This window comes from bacterium SCSIO 12696, from assembly GCA_024397955.1.
In the GTDB taxonomy this organism is placed as follows: Bacteria; Pseudomonadota; Gammaproteobacteria; order Pseudomonadales; family Porticoccaceae; genus SCSIO-12696.
Genome location: CP073744.1, coordinates 716133 through 733540, shown reverse-complemented (window position 1 = coordinate 733540; position 17408 = coordinate 716133). Strand labels below are relative to the sequence as shown.

Annotated in this window: 10 protein-coding genes and 1 pseudogene; 10 read left to right on the top strand and 1 reads right to left on the bottom strand. The window is 54.3% G+C overall.

From position 1 onward, the window contains the following. The first annotated feature begins 6 nt into the window (after positions 1-6). From msbA to KFE80_03305, 6 genes are read left to right on the top strand one after another with little or no spacing between them, the layout of a single operon-like run. On the top strand, positions 7-1902 hold the full coding sequence (msbA, locus tag KFE80_03330; protein UTW45947.1) for a lipid A export permease/ATP-binding protein MsbA: 1896 nt from the start codon (positions 7-9) through the stop codon (positions 1900-1902). Then, positions 1892-2917, top strand: coding sequence for a tetraacyldisaccharide 4'-kinase (locus KFE80_03325; GenBank protein UTW45946.1), 1026 nt, complete (start codon positions 1892-1894; stop codon positions 2915-2917). The genes msbA and KFE80_03325 overlap by 11 nt, the downstream gene beginning before the upstream one ends. Before the next feature lie 48 nt (positions 2918-2965). Beyond that, on the top strand, positions 2966-3736 hold the full coding sequence (kdsB, locus tag KFE80_03320) for a 3-deoxy-manno-octulosonate cytidylyltransferase (GenBank protein ID UTW45945.1): 771 nt from the start codon (positions 2966-2968) through the stop codon (positions 3734-3736). After that, entirely contained in the window at positions 3733-4233 is a 501-nt protein-coding gene (locus KFE80_03315; protein UTW45944.1) for a low molecular weight phosphotyrosine protein phosphatase, read from the top strand. Before kdsB ends, KFE80_03315 begins: the two co-directional genes overlap by 4 nt. Further along, positions 4230-5255, top strand: coding sequence for a UDP-N-acetylmuramate dehydrogenase (gene murB, locus KFE80_03310; protein UTW46610.1), 1026 nt, complete (start codon positions 4230-4232; stop codon positions 5253-5255). Before KFE80_03315 ends, murB begins: the two co-directional genes overlap by 4 nt. Positions 5256-5292: 37 nt before the next feature. Beyond that, positions 5293-5895 carry an alpha-ketoglutarate-dependent dioxygenase AlkB gene (locus KFE80_03305; protein UTW46609.1) on the top strand — a complete coding sequence of 201 codons (603 nt, stop codon included), beginning with the start codon at positions 5293-5295 and terminating at the stop codon, positions 5893-5895. Positions 5896-6007: 112 nt separating this feature from the next. On the opposite strand, the pseudogene KFE80_03300 reads toward KFE80_03305, so the two are convergent. Beyond that, positions 6008-6223 (bottom strand): annotated as a pseudogene (locus tag KFE80_03300) (helix-turn-helix domain-containing protein). 546 nt (positions 6224-6769) lie between these two features. Between KFE80_03300 and KFE80_03295 the strand changes: the two are divergent. From KFE80_03295 to KFE80_03280, 4 genes are read left to right on the top strand one after another with little or no spacing between them, the layout of a single operon-like run. Continuing rightward, the gene (locus tag KFE80_03295) at positions 6770-14083 is read left to right on the top strand and encodes a VCBS repeat-containing protein (GenBank protein UTW45943.1); all 7314 of its coding nucleotides are present in this window, start codon (positions 6770-6772) and stop codon (positions 14081-14083) included. Continuing rightward, positions 14080-15354: an RHS repeat protein gene (locus tag KFE80_03290; GenBank protein ID UTW45942.1), complete on the top strand. Its 1275-nt coding sequence runs from the start codon at positions 14080-14082 to the stop codon at positions 15352-15354. Before KFE80_03295 ends, KFE80_03290 begins: the two co-directional genes overlap by 4 nt. Then, entirely contained in the window at positions 15351-16814 is a 1464-nt protein-coding gene (locus KFE80_03285; GenBank protein ID UTW45941.1) for a hypothetical protein, read from the top strand. The genes KFE80_03290 and KFE80_03285 overlap by 4 nt, the downstream gene beginning before the upstream one ends. Continuing rightward, a complete protein-coding gene (locus tag KFE80_03280) occupies positions 16811-17317 on the top strand; it encodes a hypothetical protein (protein ID UTW45940.1) in 507 nt (168 codons plus the stop codon). The genes KFE80_03285 and KFE80_03280 overlap by 4 nt, the downstream gene beginning before the upstream one ends. Positions 17318-17408 lie beyond the last annotated feature (91 nt).

Below are 17408 nucleotides of genomic sequence, written 5' to 3'. Positions count from 1 at the left end.
ATATTGATGTCCACACCCGATACGGAAAGCACCAGCCAGCAGCGCTCCGACCGTGAGCTTTGTTTTCGTCTGCTCGGTTATGTAAAACCCTATTGGTTGATCTTTTTGCTCAGCAGCCTGGCGTTGATGTTGTTCTCGGCAATGAACGCCGCTTTTCTGGATTTGCTCAAAATCCTGTTGGATTACCTGACCCAGCTGGGCATTGAAGTAGATCTGGACGGCCAGACAGCTGCCCTGGCAAATGCCAATGACAAGCCCAGTGTGATCGAAGAGTTGGTTATTTACCTGTGGGGTAGCGACGCCTACCAGACCATGATGGCCGATGCCCGCCTGGCGATCCCCGCGCTGTTTGTGGCGGTGGCGCTGGTCAGGGGGCTTGGGTTTCTGGCAGGCACCTACGGTATGGCGTTTGTGTCTTCCATGCTGGTGCATAACCTGCGCACCGAATTGTTTAACAAAATGACTCGACTGCCAGCGTCCTACTTCGACGCCAATATGTCCGGGCATATGATTACCAAGCTGACCTATCAGGTCACCCAGGTTAGCGATTCCCTTACCAATGCCACCAAAACCGTGGTCACCGAAAGCTCCATGGTGCTGTTTTACCTGTTGCTGATGCTCAGTTACAGCTGGCAACTCACCTTGGTGTTCCTGGCGGTGGTACCGATTATTGCCCTGGTGGTGTCGGTGGTGAGTAAAAGCTTTCGTCGCATCAGTCACCGCATTCAGGGGGCTATGGGAGACGTTACCCAGGTATCCCAGGAGCTGGTCAACAGCTACCGGGTGATGCGCCTGTTTGGCGGTGAACGCTACGAACGTGGCCGCATGGACGATGCCAGCCAAGTGAACCGCCGCCAGGTGGTCAAAATGGGCCTGGTGCAGGGCCTCAGTTCACCGGTGATTCAGCTGATTATCAGTGCCGCCATGGGCCTGCTGATTTTCTGGGCACTGGACCCGGGCTTTATTGCCGATATCAAAGCCAATACCCTGGTTATCTTCCTGATCGCAGCGGGCTCCATGACCCGCCCGGTGCGCAAGCTCACCAGCATTATGGAACCGGTGCAGCGTGGCCTGGCTGCGGGGCAGTCGATTTTTGAAACCATTGACGCCGAGGAAGAAAAAGACAGCGGCAGCCGAACCCTGGACAAGGTGAAAGGGGAGTTTTGCTTCGATAAGGTCAGCTTCGCCTACAACGATCAAGATGGCCCGGTGCTGCAAGACATCAGTTTTAAGGTCAGCGCCGGAGAGACCATTGCTCTGGTGGGCAGCTCCGGCAGCGGCAAGAGCACACTGGTCAACCTGATTCCGCGCTTTTACTGTTACAACGGTGGCTGCTTGTCCCTGGATGGTATTGATGTCAACGACATTTGTTTGACCCACCTGCGCAGCCACATTGCCTTTGTGAATCAGCAAGTCACCCTGTTTAACGACACGGTGTACAACAATATTGCCTATGGCGAGCTGGCTGCACTACCCAGAGAAAAAGTTATTGAAGCGGCTCGTGCCGCTAATGCTCTGGAATTTATCGAAAGGCTGCCCAATGGCTGGGATACCGTAGTGGGCGATGGGGGTGGACTGTTGTCCGGTGGTCAACGGCAACGTCTGGTGATTGCCCGGGCACTGCTCAAGGATTCTCCCATCCTGATCCTCGACGAAGCCACGTCGGCACTGGATACCCAGTCCGAACGCCGTATTCAGATGGCCCTGGAAGAGTTGATGCAGGACCGCACCACTTTTGTCATCGCTCACCGCCTCACCACCATCGAAAGTGCCGACCGCATTCTGGTGATGGAGGCCGGCCGCATTGTGGAGCAGGGCACCCACAGCGATTTGTTGGCTGCGGAAGGGCGCTACGCGCAACTGCACCGCCGGGGCTTTGACGAGAGCAGCAATGGCGGCTAAAGGCCCCTCACTGCTGGAGCAGGGCTGGTACCAGGACAATTGGTTGACCCGCTTGCTGCGGCCGGTGTCAAAACTGTTCGCGGTGGTCAGCAAGCGCCGTCGTTTCGCGCAGCAACGCCAGGCAACGGATAACCCATTATCGATACCGGTGATTGTTGTCGGCAACATCAGCGTCGGTGGTACCGGCAAAACCCCGTTACTGATTTTTCTTGTTCAGGCTTTGCAGGCCGCAGGCTATCGCCCCGGTGTTATCAGCCGTGGCTATGGCGGCAAGGCACCGACGTATCCATTGATGGTCAGCGCAGATACGCCTCCGCAAGAGGGCGGCGATGAGCCGGTGTTGATTGCCAGCCAATGCCAGTGCCCGGTTGTGGTGGACCCCAACCGCCGTCAAGGAGCTGAGTACCTGATTACCCACAGTGACTGCAATATCATACTCAGTGACGACGGCTTGCAGCACTATCGCCTGCCGCGGCAGCTGGAGATTGCGGTTATCGATGGCAACAGGGGGTTTGGCAATGGCAAGCTGTTCCCTGCGGGGCCTCTGCGTGAGCCTCTGAGCCGATTGTCCGAGGTGGATTTTGTTATCAGTAACGGTCAACTGGCGCCACAAATTGCCGAGCAAATTGGCGTTGTGCCAACGGTAATGTCTGTGGAGCCCGTCGGCGAATTGCGCCCCTTGCTGCCGGGGCCAAAGCGCCAGCCGGTTCGCGCTCGAGATTGGCCGTTTACCCGCCGCGAGGTTCATGCGGTAGCGGGTATTGGCAACCCCCAACGCTTTGTGGATACTTTGACCAAACTGGGCTTTGTGCCGACGCTGACAGCGTACCCGGATCACCATAAATATTGCCCGGAGGACCTGGAGCTGACGCCCGGTAGGCCCATTATCCTGACTGCCAAGGACGCGGTGAAATGCCGCTCTTTTGCTTCCAGTGATGCAGATTGCTGGGTGCTGGATGTGGCGGCAAAACTGCCTTCAGAGTGGTTTGATGGTTTGCTTAATAAGTTAAGGTAAAAAGTAAATTAAAGTAGAATCTCTAAAAATCAAATAAGTGATTGAAATATGAGTTTTTTAGTGGTTATTCCAGCTCGTTACGCATCGACCCGGCTACCGGGTAAACCGCTCCGTGATATTGCCGGGCAAACCATGATCGAGCGGGTCTATCGCCAGGCTCAAGCCAGTGATGCGGAACGGGTTATTGTGGCAACTGACGATCAGCGCATTGCCGACGTGGTCAGCGATTTTGGCGGCGAGCTGTGCATGACCAGCCCCGACCATCCCTCCGGTACTGACCGCTTGCAGGAAGTGGCGGCGCAACTGCAATTGGCGCCAGAGCAAATTGTGGTCAATGTGCAGGGGGACGAGCCTTTGATTCCTCCCCAGGTTATCAATCAGGTGGCGGCTAATCTGGCGGCTAACCCTACGGCAGGAGTTTCTACGCTGTGTGAACCCATTGCCAGCGCCGATGATTTTGCCAACCCCAATATCGTCAAAGTCGTCACCGCCGCTAACGGCATGGCGCTGTACTTCAGCCGTGCCCCGATTCCCTGGCCGCGGGACCATATGGCGCAACAGGGTGCCTCCAATTCACTGCCCGAAGGCCTGGTGCCTATGCGCCATATCGGCATCTATGGCTACCGGGTGGCGCAGTTGAATGGGTTTATCCGCTGGGCTCCAGCGCCATTGGAAACCATTGAATGCCTGGAGCAGCTGCGTTTTATGTGGCAAGGCGTGGGTATTCATGTGCAGGAGGCTGCGGCTGATGTACCGGGCGGAGTGGATACTCCGGAAGACTTGCAGCGGGTTATTGAACACTTGGAAAGCAAGTCATGACCGCTGCACCCGCTGTCAGCGTTTTATTTGTCTGCCTTGGCAATATCTGTCGTTCGCCGACCGCCCATGGCATCTTCCAGAATCTGGTGGATGAGGCCGGTTTGACTGAGCAAATTCTGGTGGACTCCGCTGGTACCGGTGATTGGCATATCGGCCATCCGCCAGATGCGCGAGCTCAACGCAAAGCCCTGAACCGGGGGTACGACCTGAGTGATTTGCGCGCCCGTCTGGTTACCGGCGACGACTTTCGCCGTTTTGACTACATCCTCGGCATGGATGACAGCAATATGGCCAATATGGAGCCGTTTAAGCCCGCCGACTACAGCGGCGAATTTCAGCTGTTTCTCAGCTACGGCGAGCGCAGTGACTATCGCGAAGTGCCTGACCCGTACTACAGCGGTGAAGACGGCTTCGAGCTGGTGTTGGATTTGGTGGAACAGGCTTCCCAAGGTTTGCTGGATCATATTTGCCAGCATCATCAATTGGCCCGGCGATGACCATTCGCGATCAGGCCTCTCTGAAACCTCATAATACCCTGGCCCTGCCTGCCGTGGCAGAGCGTTTTGTGGTGGTTGAATCGTTACCCCAATTGCAGCAGGTATTGGCGCAAGCCCGGCAACAGGGGTGGCCGATTACTTTGTTGGGCGGCGGCAGTAATGTGGTGTTGGCCGCGGATATTCCGGGCCTGGTGATAAAGGTTGCCTTACCAGGTATTGAGGTTATCGCGGAAACCACCGATAGCGTTCAGGTAACCGTGGCTGCCGGTGAAGACTGGCACAACTTTGTTCTGCATAGCCTGGGGCAGGGTTGGTATGGGTTGGAAAACCTGTCGCTGATCCCGGGAACACTGGGTGCTGCACCGGTACAAAATATTGGTGCCTATGGCGTGGAGCTGGCGGATCGCTTGCTGTCGGTGGATGTGGTGTATCTGGATTCTGGCAAGCAGCAGACGTTAACTCGAGATCAATGCCAGTTTGGTTATCGCGACAGTGTGTTCAAGCACAGCCTGAAAGACAAAGTGGTGATTACCGCAGTCACCCTTGAACTGTCGAAACAGCCACAATTGGTGCTCGATTACCCCGCGTTACAGCAAGCCTTGAATGACTTGAAACCTGAGCAAGTGACTCCGTTAGTGGTCAGCGAGCAAGTGTGCGATATCCGCCGCAGCAAGTTGCCCGACCCGGCAACAGAACCCAATGCGGGCAGCTTTTTTAAAAACCCGGTGGTGAGTGCCGAACAAACTCAGACGCTGCGCCAGCGTTTTGCGGATTTGGTGGCTTATCCGCAACCGGGCGGTAACAGCAAACTGGCTGCGGGCTGGCTTATTGAAAAAGCCGGTTGGAAAGGGCACCGCCTTGGTGACATCACCGTGCATCATCGCCAGGCTCTGGTCATGGTCAATTGCGGTGAAGCCACCGGTGCAGAGTTGCTGGCAGTGGCCCAACAAGTGGTGGCTTCGGTGCAGGAAATGTTTGGCGTAACCCTGGAAATGGAGCCCCGAGTACTGCCCGGTGTCTGATCTTTTTTCCGGGGTGGGTGATAACAATCCCCAGCATATCCTCCTCCCTGGCAAGGGTGAGCGCTGTGAACTGTATTACCAGCCGGATTTTTTAACTGCTGCTGAAGCGGATCAACTCTTTACTCAATTGCATAAATCCACACCCTGGCAGCAAAGCAGCATCCGTATTGCCGGGCGCACTGTGCCGATTCCCCGCCTTAATGCCTGGTACGGCGATAAGGGCGCTCATTACGGTTACTCCGGTACACGACTGCCTTTAAACGACTGGTCAGTAGAGCTGATGCAATTGCGTCAACGAGTGGAAGGGGAGTTAAACAAACGTTTTAACAGCGCGCTGATAAACCTGTATCGCAACGGCAGCGACAGTGTCGCCTGGCACAGCGATGACGAAGCGGAGCTGGGTGATGACCCGGTAATTGCCTCATTAAGCTTGGGAGCAAAAAGACGTTTTCAGATGCGCCGCAAAAGCGGTGGGCAGCGTTACGAGCTAACTCTTGAGTCTGGTGCCTTATTGGTAATGACGGGGGCTACACAGCGGTTTTGGCAGCATCAGGTGCCTAAGGAAAGTGGTGTAGAAAAGGCGCGGATTAATATTACGTTTCGTAAGATTGAGCGCTTGAACTCGGCACAATTAGTTTGACGGCCTTGTCCTGACTCTTTTTCTCTCAGCCTTAATCCTTTGGTCTGTTTTCTTTTGGTTCATCAGAACTTACAGTCGTTGTTTGTTGGTACCCGTTGATGGGTGTTGGGAACAAGAAGCTGAGTTTGTTGAGGTCTCCATAAACCTCACACAGCATCAAAAACTGGTGCAGTGCAATTCTGCCAGAGCTTTCAAATTTCCGAATGGTGGCTGCCGGTACACCGGTGAGTGTAGCGGCGGTGTTTCGGCTGTGGCCAAAAAGTTCCCGTCGTTGACGAACTATTTTCGCTAAAAACTCAAGATTTTCGTGAACGGTCAAAATTGACATTGTGGTATCAAATGGAGGCTTTTTTATTATCTTTTTTGATACGGTAGTATCAAAAATTCTTATTCTTGCACTTCAGTGGTGCATCAGTTTGTTTGAACACAAAAAATAAGATGCTCAGCTTGCTAAAAAGTTGCCTGCCATGGTTTGACACACCCAAAACCCAAGTCTATACATTTAAGTATTCGTCTCACGGATCACAGGAATGTTGAGGCGTAGGGAGACGGCGCATTGCTGCGTTTACGAAAAGGTTTCGGATTGGGGGGTTGTAAGGATGTTGGTCTGTTCTGGGCAGTCTTTGTCGGTTATTGGGGGTTGTTCTAACCCTGGGTTTATTTACACATATTCTGATTTTTTAATCCGTTAAGCGTCGGTCACAGTCATGGATGGCCGTTGCGTTTCAAGGGGTTTGAAGGCTTTGCATCTTGTCAGGGTGCAGGGTCTTTTGCGGTTTCTCGCACTGTCTTTTTTTGTCACTGATTCTGTTGCGTCGATGCGCACGGCTGGTTTCGTGCGCGTGTCGTTTTAATGACCATGGGGAAGGTTGTTATGGGTACTTTGGGTAGGGTGGTTTCTCTGTTTACGGGTGTTGCAGCGAAGGCGTTGTTGCTGTTGAGCCTGTCCGTGTTTGGTGCTCAAGTGTTTGCGGGCATCAGTGCCACGCCAAATCCCAGTACAGGGTCGTTTACACTCAACTGGACGTACGGTGCGGACACCATTGTTGGTTACCGCGTGTACGAAAACGGCACATCCATTGATTACATCGCAGGCCATGCGACCAGTCGCAGCAAAAGTTTTTCCAACAAGCCAGTTGGCACCTACACCTACTTGGTGAAAGTCACAGTTACTCAGATTGAGACATACGAAGATGAGAACACTGGTGACGAATACGAGGAAGAGATTGATTATACGTATACAGTTGGCTCAATTACCGTCACTGTACACAATCCTACACCTGCAACACCTGCCGGTTTAAACGCGCCCACCAGTGATGGCAATGGTGCCTACACGGTCAGCTGGTCCTCGACTGCCCACGCATCCACCTATCAACTGCAACGCCGCCTGTCTGGTGGCAGCTGGAGCACCATCCACAATAGCAGTACCACCAGTCGTTCCGAGTCTGGTCTGGGCAATGGTGTGTGGGAATACCGCGTTCGTGCCTGTAACAGTGCTGGCAGTTGTTCCGGTTACAGCGGTGTGGACAGCACCCAGGTGGCCATCGCCCCCGGGGTACCGGGCACCGCCAGCATCAGCCCCAGTACCAGCTACACCGGCAGTCACTCGTTGACTTGGGGGGCGGCGTCAGGTTCTGTCACCAAGTACGACGTGGACAAACGTTTTAATGGTGGCAGTTGGAGCAACGCTTACGACGGCACTTCTCGCAATCGCACGTTTAGCGGGTTGAGCACCGGTACCCACCAATACGCCATTCGCGCTTGCCGCACCACCGGCAGTTACACCAATTGCTCAGCTTGGCGTTACTCGTCCAACGCCACGGTGACGGTTCCGTCTGCGGTGAGTCAACCCAACGCGCCCACCAACGACAACAACGGCGCATACTCCGTCAGTTGGTCTGGTTCGACCGGCGCTACCTCCTATCAGCTGCAGCGGCAAGCCAATGGCGGCAGCTGGAGCACCATCCAAACCAGCAGTGCTACCAGTCGTTCCGAATCCGGTTTGGGCAATGCGGTATACGGCTATCGGGTGCGCGCTTGTAGCGCCGTGGGTTGTTCCGCTTACAGCCCGGTGGACACCACCCAGGTGGCGATCACCCCTGGAGTACCCAGCTCCATTACCACACCGGGCACCAATTACAGTGGTACCGTGTCCCTCAGCTGGGGCGCGGCCAGTGGCTCTGTGAGCTACTACGATCTGAACAAGCAATTTAATAGTGGTAGTTGGGTAGGAGAGTACGATGGTTCTGCTCTTAGTCGCACAGATACGGGGTTGGTAGTAGGTAACTACCGTTACGCAGTCAGAGCCTGCCGTACCACTGGCAGCTATACCAGCTGTTCGGGTTGGCGCTATGGCAATACTTTTGCCGTCACCACCCCAGCGACACCGGGAACTCCCAATGCGCCTTCCGGTGATCCGGATGGCGCCTACAGCGTGAGTTGGAGCACCACCACCGGTGCTACCAGCTACGAATTGCAACGGCAAACCAACGGTGGCAGCTGGAGTACCATCCACAATGCCAGCGGCACCAGCAGATCCGAATCTGGTCTGGGTACGGCCACGTACGGTTATCGGGTACGAGCCTGTAGTGCGGTGGGCTGTTCGGGATACAGTGGTGTAGACAGTACCGATGTGGCCATTGCGCCGAGTGTTTCACCTTCGATCAGTATCTCGCCACAACACACGACCAACAGTACTCACACCGTTAGTTGGGGTGCATCAACGGGTACCGTTGCCATGTATCGCCTGGAACAGCAAAAAGACGGTGGTGGGTGGTTGGAAGTGTACTCCGGCGGTGCCACCAGTCGGGCGATCAACAACTTAATGACCGGCAGTTACCACTATCGTGTCAGGGCCTGTAACACTCAGGGTAGTTATCAGGGGTGTTCCGGTTACCGCACTACCACTAATGCCGGTTCTGTGGCGACTCCAGGCACGCCCTCAGGTCTGAGTGCGCCGGCGACGGATAACGATGGCAGCTTTACGGTGAACTGGAACGCCTCCGGCGGCGCCAACAGCTATACCTTGCAACAACGTTTGGGCAGTGGCGCCTGGAGCAACATCCATACAAGCGGCGCCACCAGCAAAGCGGTATCGGGTTTGGGCAACGGCAGTTACCAGTTCCGGGTACAGGCTTGTAACGTCAGTGGTTGTAGTGTGTACAGCAGTGCGGTGACCACCCATGTGGCCATTGCACCGGGTGTGCCTTCCAGCATCAGTGCCAGCCCTTCCACCAGTCCTGATGGCAACCATACGGTGAACTGGGGAACGGCCAGCGGCACACTGACCACATACGATATGGATCGTCGTGTTAACGGTGGTAGCTGGACCAATGAGCAAGACACCAGTGCCCGCAGTAAAGCGTACAGTGGTCAAAGCGACGGCACTTATGAATACCGGGTCAGGGCGTGTCACACCGTTGGCAGCAATACCCAGTGTTCCGGGTGGCGTACCGCAGCGGCGGTGACCGTTCTGTTGCCACCGGGAACCCCTGGTAGCACCAGTGTGCCGACCACCAATGGTACCGGCAGTTACACGGTAACCTGGACGGCGGGCAACGGCACCACCGTAGACTACTTGCTGCAAGAACAAATCAATGGTGGCAGTTGGGCCGACGTCACCACCACTGCCAGCACCAGTTACGCCGTCACCGGCAAAGGGGATGGCAACTACAGCTATCGGGTTCGCGCCAATAACGGCAGTGGCAGCAGTGGCTGGAGTGCCACGGATACGGTGGCGGTTATCCATGTTCCGGGCACTCCGGGTGCCATCAGTGGCCCAGCTCAAAGCTATGGTTCGGGCATTACCTTGACCTGGGGCAGTGCTGCGGGCAGTGTGGGTTATTACAGCCTGGAACAGCGCAAGGACGGTGGCAGCTGGGGTGTGGTTGACTCCGGTTCAGATCGTACGTATACGGCCGGCACACTCACTGAAGGCACTTACGACTATCGAGTCAGGGCGTTCAACAGCTCTGGTGGCGGCGGTTACACCGCGGTGCACAGTGTTGCTGTGGCACCTCACACACCACCGCCAGCGGCGCCAACCGCTCATGTAGAACCCGCACCCAGTGTGAATGCAGGCGAAGTGATCGAAACCGACAGTGTGGGCACGATTGCGGGCAGCTTCCGGGTGGACGAATCCGGCAGTGCCACCTACAGCATTCCCATTGCCACGGCGGCGGGTACCGCGGGTGTGGCCCCTCAGCTGTCCCTTAACTATTCCAGCCAGGGCGGCAATGGCCTGGCGGGTCTGGGCTGGAACATTGGCGGTTTGAGTGGCATCAGTCGTTCGCGCCAAACTCTCCAACAGGATGGCGACCCCATGCCCATCACCTGGGGGCCGGAGGACCGCTTTGCGTTGGATGGCCAGCGCCTGATTTTGGTGTCGGGTACCTATGGAGCGCCGGACTCCGAATACCGCACGGAGATCGACAGCTTTGCCCAGATCTACGCGCGTGGCGGTAGCACCGGTCACCCGGATTACTGGGAAGTGCATCGTAAGGACGGCTCTACCTCGTTCTATGGAGACGTGCCGACGGGCAACTTTACCGATGCCAAGCAAAACAACACAGCGGGTCAAACCCTGACCTGGGCCCTGAAAAAGTTCCAGGACAGTGTGGGCAATCCTATCTGGTTCGATTACCACAACGACGCCGATGGTCATCGCATCGAGGAGGTGAAGTACGCCTATGGCAGTGCCGGTGGCCCCAGTGGGTCTAACGCGCGGGTTCGTTTTACCTACGGTTCCCGAAACGATGTGACCCGTGGCTATGTGGCGGGGTACGAATTTAGTACCGGCCAGCGACTGACCAGTGTGACCAGTTACAACACCGGTGGCAGTGGTGAAACGGCGCTGCGCACCTACCACCTGAAGTATCTGGATCAGAGCAACAACGGCACCAGTCAAAGTCAGCCGGCTACGGATGATCTCAGCCGTCTCACCAGCATTGAAGAGTGTGTGGACAGTCGTTGTTTGCCGGCCACTACCTTTGACTGGGCACTGCCCAGTGTGGGGATAGCGGCAAATCCCACCAGCACTACCAACATCAGTCCTACGCAAAGTGGTGATGACTTTATTTTGGACTACCGCCCGGCGGACATTAACGGTGATGGCCGCATGGACCTGGTGTGGCTGGAGGCGAGCACCAACAACCACGGCAATATTGACCGTCATGCGCTGTATTACGCGTTGGCCAATAACACCGGTGGGCTGGGTTCACGGATCAAGGCCTACGAAGATTTTGAATTTGGTGGTGGGGTTAATGAAGCGTACAAGATCGAAGTAATCGACTACAACGCCGATGGCCGCATGGACGTGTTGCTGTGGGACAACAATTATCACCAGCCGGGCAAAGCGGACGTGTGGCGTGTTCACCTATCTACCCCGCAGGGCAATGGCGGCTGGCTGTTGTCCACTACAGGTTTTACCAGTGGTACGGGTATTCCAGCGGAAAAAGACCTGACGCTCTTGGATGTTAATAGCGATGGTTTGGTGGATATTGTTCAGGGTGACCAGGTGTATTTGATGGAGCCTGACCCCAGCGAGCCTGTGACCTCCAACCGCTTTTACCGTTTTGGGGCGGCGATTACGATTGATTACCCGCGGAATGCCTCCGGTCAGGCGTACTGGTATGCGCCGCGAGATCACTGGGATCCACACGAGATTTTAGGTTCGCCGAGTGATTTTGACGGTGATGGTCGAGTCGACTTTATCGGCAGGGTTTATGGACACAATTGGTGCACCGAAACTGACATTAACGATGAAGAGGTTGAGGTTGAATGTAACGAAATCAGCTACAGACATGTATGGCTGAATCGGGGTTATGACAGCAGCACCAACACCATAAAAACTGAAGCACTAGCCACGACCACGGTATCCTCGCCAAACTCAAGAGATTACTACGATTTTAACGGGGATGGTGCTGCTGATATTTTAACTGGCAGTCGACTGGTGAGGTTGAGCAAAGGCAATGGCTCTGAGTTCATGAGTGTCGAGGTCGTGGTTCCGTACCCTGCAGAAAATGATACGGAAACCAGTTATCAGGAAAGTCTCAACAACAATAACGCTCAGCAAATCCAGGTGGTGGACTACAACCGCGATGGTTACCAAGACATCGTTTGGTTTGACTACGAAGCGAACTACCTGAAAGTTCGTTATTGGAACGGTGATGGTTTTGATCCTGCGGCTAATATCAAATACATCAGTGGCAGCGACGAGGACCAGAAAAAACACCGTTTCCAATTTATGGACGTCAATGCTGATGGCATTCCGGATGTGGTGCAGTTCGATACGGAGTACGGTGGCGCTAATACCTCAAAAGTTTATCTCTCCACGCAACAAAACGTGCCCACCAACCGCATCACCGGTGTGACCAATGGTTTGGGTGCGGAAACTAATATCACTTACGGCACCCTGGCCACCAGCGGCCACTATCAGCGTGTTAACGTTGGTAGCACCGTCCACACCTACGACGGTCCGTGCTTCCCAGACAACCCCTACGACGAAGACGAGGAAGAGTTTGATCCGGACGAGTGCCACTACACCTACAGCACTGCCAATGTGGGCGACTTTTACAGCATGCTCAACGGCGGTTGGGACGTGCAATCCAGTGCCCACACTCTGGGCAAAGACGTTAACGACGACGGGCAGCGAGATCCGGTACTGGAGCTAAACGGCCCCATGTACATAGTGACCGATGTCGCTAGCTCCGCACCGGCGGCCGATGATGCCAACCCTGGTACTGTGGACAACAACGCCACCAGCTCCATCAGCTACTACTACGGCGAAGCCAAAGTACAGGCCATGGGTCGAGGCTTTTTGGGCTTCCAGCGCCTGAGAACCGTGGACAACCAAACCGGGGTGATGACCACCACCACCTACCGGCAAGACTTCCCGTTTATTGGTTCGCCGCTGCAAACCATCGTCACCACCGATGATGGTCATGTACTGAGCATGTCCGAGAACATCTGGAAGCTCAAACACTGGGATGAAAACCTCAGCGACCCCAGGCATGTGGACTGGAACGGCACCAGTATGCCGGACACCAAACTCTACGCGCCGTACCTGGCCCGCAGCATCGAAAAAACCTACGACCTGGCGAGTAATGGCAGTGCCCAAGGCGCTCATCTGCAAACGGTGACCACCGACAACCTCTATGACAGTTACGGCAACCCGCTGACCATTACCGTCACCACCGACGATGAAACCGGCAGCGACCAGTTTGTCAAAACCACCACCAACACCTACGGCACCAGTACTTGGGAGCGGGAGATGGGTCGCCTTAGTCGCACCCAGGTGGTGAGCACCCGCAGCGGCAGTGTCGCCGACACCGAGACCCGCACCAGTGCCTTTACCTACATCACCAGCGGTGACAAACGCGGCCTGCTGGCCACGGAAGTTATTGAGCCAGACAATGTTGCCTACCGGTTGACCACAACGTACCAGTACGACAACTTTGGCAACAAACTGCGTGCTACCACCAGTGGGGCAGGGGTTACCTCTCGCTACAGCCGCAGCGAATACGACGCCTTGGGCCGCTATGTCGAGCGCAGCTTCAACAGCCTGGAACAAAAAACCAGCGAAGTGGTTACCCGCAACGGCTACGGTCAAGTTACCCAGGCCAGAGACCTCAATGGTCTGGACGTGGTCAGCGCTTACAGCCCGTTGGGCCGCAAATACTTTGAACGCGGCGAGACCGGTGGCTTTAGTAAAACCTACCTGACGGACGCGGACACCAGCCACTGTCCGACAGGCACGGTCTACAAAGCCATCAGCCACAGCGCCGGGGGTGGGCAGAGCCAGCAATGCTTTGACAAACTGGGTCGTGCGATTCGTAGCCTGAGCGTGGGTTTTAGTGGCAACTGGATTGCCAGCGACGTGGAGTTCGACACCCTGGGTCGCACCAAACGCCAGAGCGAACCCTACTACCTGGACAGTGGTTCTCCCATCTACTGGACCACCATCGACTACGACATCCTGGGCCGTCCGACCACCACCACACTGCCGGACAACAGCACCGGTAGCGTGCAATACAACGGCTACAGCACCGTCACCATCAACGACAAAGGCCACCGCAAGGTGGAAACCAAAAACGCGTTGGGCGAAGTGGTGGGTGTGACCGACAACGAAGGGGCAGTGGTCATGAAACCTCCTCGGTCAGCTACGCCTACGACGCCCAGGGCAACATGACCACCATGACCGACTCGGCGGGCAACGTGAGCACCATTCACTACGACCTGTTGGGCCGCAAAGACTGGATGGATGATCCGGACAAGGGCTACTGGACCTACAGCTACAACGTGTACGGCGAACTGGAATCACAAACCGATGCCAACGGTCAGACCAGCACACTGAGCTACGACGTGTTGGGCCGACTGATCCATCGGATTGATCGCCGCACCAACAACAGTGTGGAAAGCGACACCCAGTGGCACTACAACAACGGCACCAGTGGGCTGGGCCTTGGCTTGCTGAACAACGTTCAACAAGACAACGGCGATGACGGCACTAACGACTACGTCAAAACCGTTACCTACGACACCTACGGGCGGGTGACCCACACCGCCACGGCACTGGGGGCTGGCGGCAGCGACGGCAGCTACATCGAACAAGTGACCTACGACCAATACGGCCGTACTTACCAAACCTTCGATGCGTCTACCGACCCCACTGGGGCTACCGGTTACCAGGGCACTCAAAGCCATTACAACGCCTACGGCTACATGGACTGGGTGGGCGATGCAGTGCTGGGCAGCAATGGTCAACCGCGGAGTATCTACCGCACCATCACCAGCATGGACGCACGGGGTAACGTGACGGGTGAAACCCGGGGCGACAACGTCAGTATCGCTCGGGTGTACGACCCACAAACCGGGCGCATCGAAACCATTGATGCCACTCACGCCTTGGGGGCCGAAGTCCAGGACCTTGAGTACGAGTGGGACACCATTGGTAACCTGGAATGGCGAGAAGAAAAATCCGGTAACAAAAACCTGCGAGAAAACTTTGGCTACGACGACCTCAACCGCCTGACCAGCTACCAGGTGGTAGGCCAAGCGGCCAAAACCGTGCAATACGACGCCCTGGGCAACATCCTCTACAAGAGTGATGTGGGTACCTACAGCTACGGTACGGGCAATAATAGCGGAGCCGGGGACGCGGGCGTACACGCGGTGACCCAAATTACGGGAGCGGAAGCGGCCACCTACAGCTACGACGACAACGGCAACAATACCAGTGGGGATGGCCGCAACATCACCTACAGCACCTTTGACAAGCCCTTAACCATCAGCAAAGGCGGTCACACCACCGGGTTCCAGTATGGGCCGGACAGAGCCCGCTACAAACGCACCGACACCAACAGTAGTGGCACCAAAACCACCCTGTACGTGGGCAACACCGAGTGGATTACCCAGGTCAATGGCGATAAAGAAATCAAACGCCATCTGGGGGGGCTTTGATTACCCTGAAGCTCAACAGTGCGGATCAACTGCAAAGCGTGGACACCCACTACCAGTACCATGATCATCTGGGCAGCCTGGACGTCATCACCGACGAAACCGGTGCGATTGTGCAGGAAATGAGCTTTGACGCCTGGGGCGAGAGAAGGGGCGCTACAGATTGGACGGCGTTGGCCAATGGGGCATTGACCACCTTTGACAGCAGCATCACCACCAGAGGCTTTACGGGCCATGAGATGCTGGATGAGGTGGGTGTGATCCATATGAATGGGCGGATTTACGATCCGAAGATTGCCAGGTTCCTTCAGGCCGATCCGTTTATACAAGATCCGCTGATGACGCAAAGTCTTAACCGGTATGCGTATGTCATTAACAACCCACTGAATGCTACTGATCCGTCGGGTTACTTCTTCAAGAAATTTGCCGGGCTGATTGTTGGTGCCATACTGGTTATCGCGACCGGAGGAGCGGCAAGTGCGCTATTAGCAGGCTGGGGTGCTGTTGGGTTAGGTGCTATAACAGGTGCAATTAGTGCTGCTGTTAACGGAGGAAATATCCTTAAAGGCGCGCTCACGGGGGCTATAACGGGAGCCTTAATACCGGCAAATTTAGGGATAGATCCGATATCGGTGACCGGGGTGCTAACCTACGGTGCGATAGGTGGTATTGCCAATGTGCTTCAAGGCGGTAAGTTTGGCCATGGGTTTATCTCGGCTGGTGTTGGAGCTATAGCAGGCACTTTGCTTAAAGGAACTAAGGCTGTGTCCACAGGCTTGGGGCGAATAATAACTAAATCTGTGATTGGCGGAACAATATCAAGGTTAACAGGAGGTAAGTTTAGTAATGGTGCTGTTAGTGGAGCATTTGCGGCAATTGTAGCCGAGTTATCAGACTCTATAAACAAGCGATTAAAACAATCTGGGCCGGCACCAACAAATTCGAAACTAACTCTAAAACAAAGAAGAGAAAAAGCACAGAAAGAAGTTGATGCTCTACTCACGAATGGAACTTTAGATAAAGATAAAGTATTTACCGGAAAGACTGCTATGGATGATGCTGCAAAGGAAGTATTAACAGAGATACAACCTATATCCGATAAATATGATATTGAGATAGCCGGAGGGATTAGAGAAAACGGTGACGGTTATTCATATAACAGACCAGAAGTGGGTATCAATGGCACGAGTGCTTCTATTGATCCGAGGGGAATCGCTGCTGGCTATCATACTCACCCTGGCGGTGGTTTTAACAGTCAGTTTTTTTCTAATAAACATACTGTAGGGCAGTCGGCTGATATTGAATGGTCGACGAGGAATGGAATACCTTTATATATGTCACATAGTCATAGATCTTTAACTGAGATAAGAGTTTGTAAAGGTGGCTATAATAATTGTCACCAAGACTTTGATCCTCACAGAAGAATGTCCCATTTTGGAGTGAGCGGAAAATTGGTGAAATGATGAGATACTTTATAACAATGTTAGTGTTTGTTTTTTCTATGAATGGTTGTAGTTATAAGGGGCTTGACTCCTTTGAAAAAGGTGACTTAAAAATCATTAACATTTGCACTAAGCGCTTAGAATTTGAACGTGCTAGTGTATGGGATGTATCTATGAATCAGATCCATAAAGATTTTCACCGGGTTCGGATAGTTCGTGATTCATTTTCAAATTATGTGTATGTAAGTTTTGGGTCTGCTGAAAAAAAAATCGATCCAAAAATAATTTTCGATAGACCTGCTATCATATGTTGGGTCGATGAACATATGGCTGTTAAAAGCCTTTCTGCTCCTAAAGATCTAGATAGTATCGAATCTGTTCATTATGTACAGTTTAGCGGTGAAGAACAGAGACAAAGAAAGCAGCTGTTGGAAAGCAGTAATATTAGTGGGGAGCAGCATACTTCACTTGAGTCTGTCTACAAGTATAAAAATGGTAATTGGTTGAGACAATTAGAGCAATAAGGGACACGAATAGAAAATAATAGGGGACGTGGCAATAATAGGGGACGTAATGAAGCTCCCCCAGTTTAACGGATACTTAAAATCAGCGACA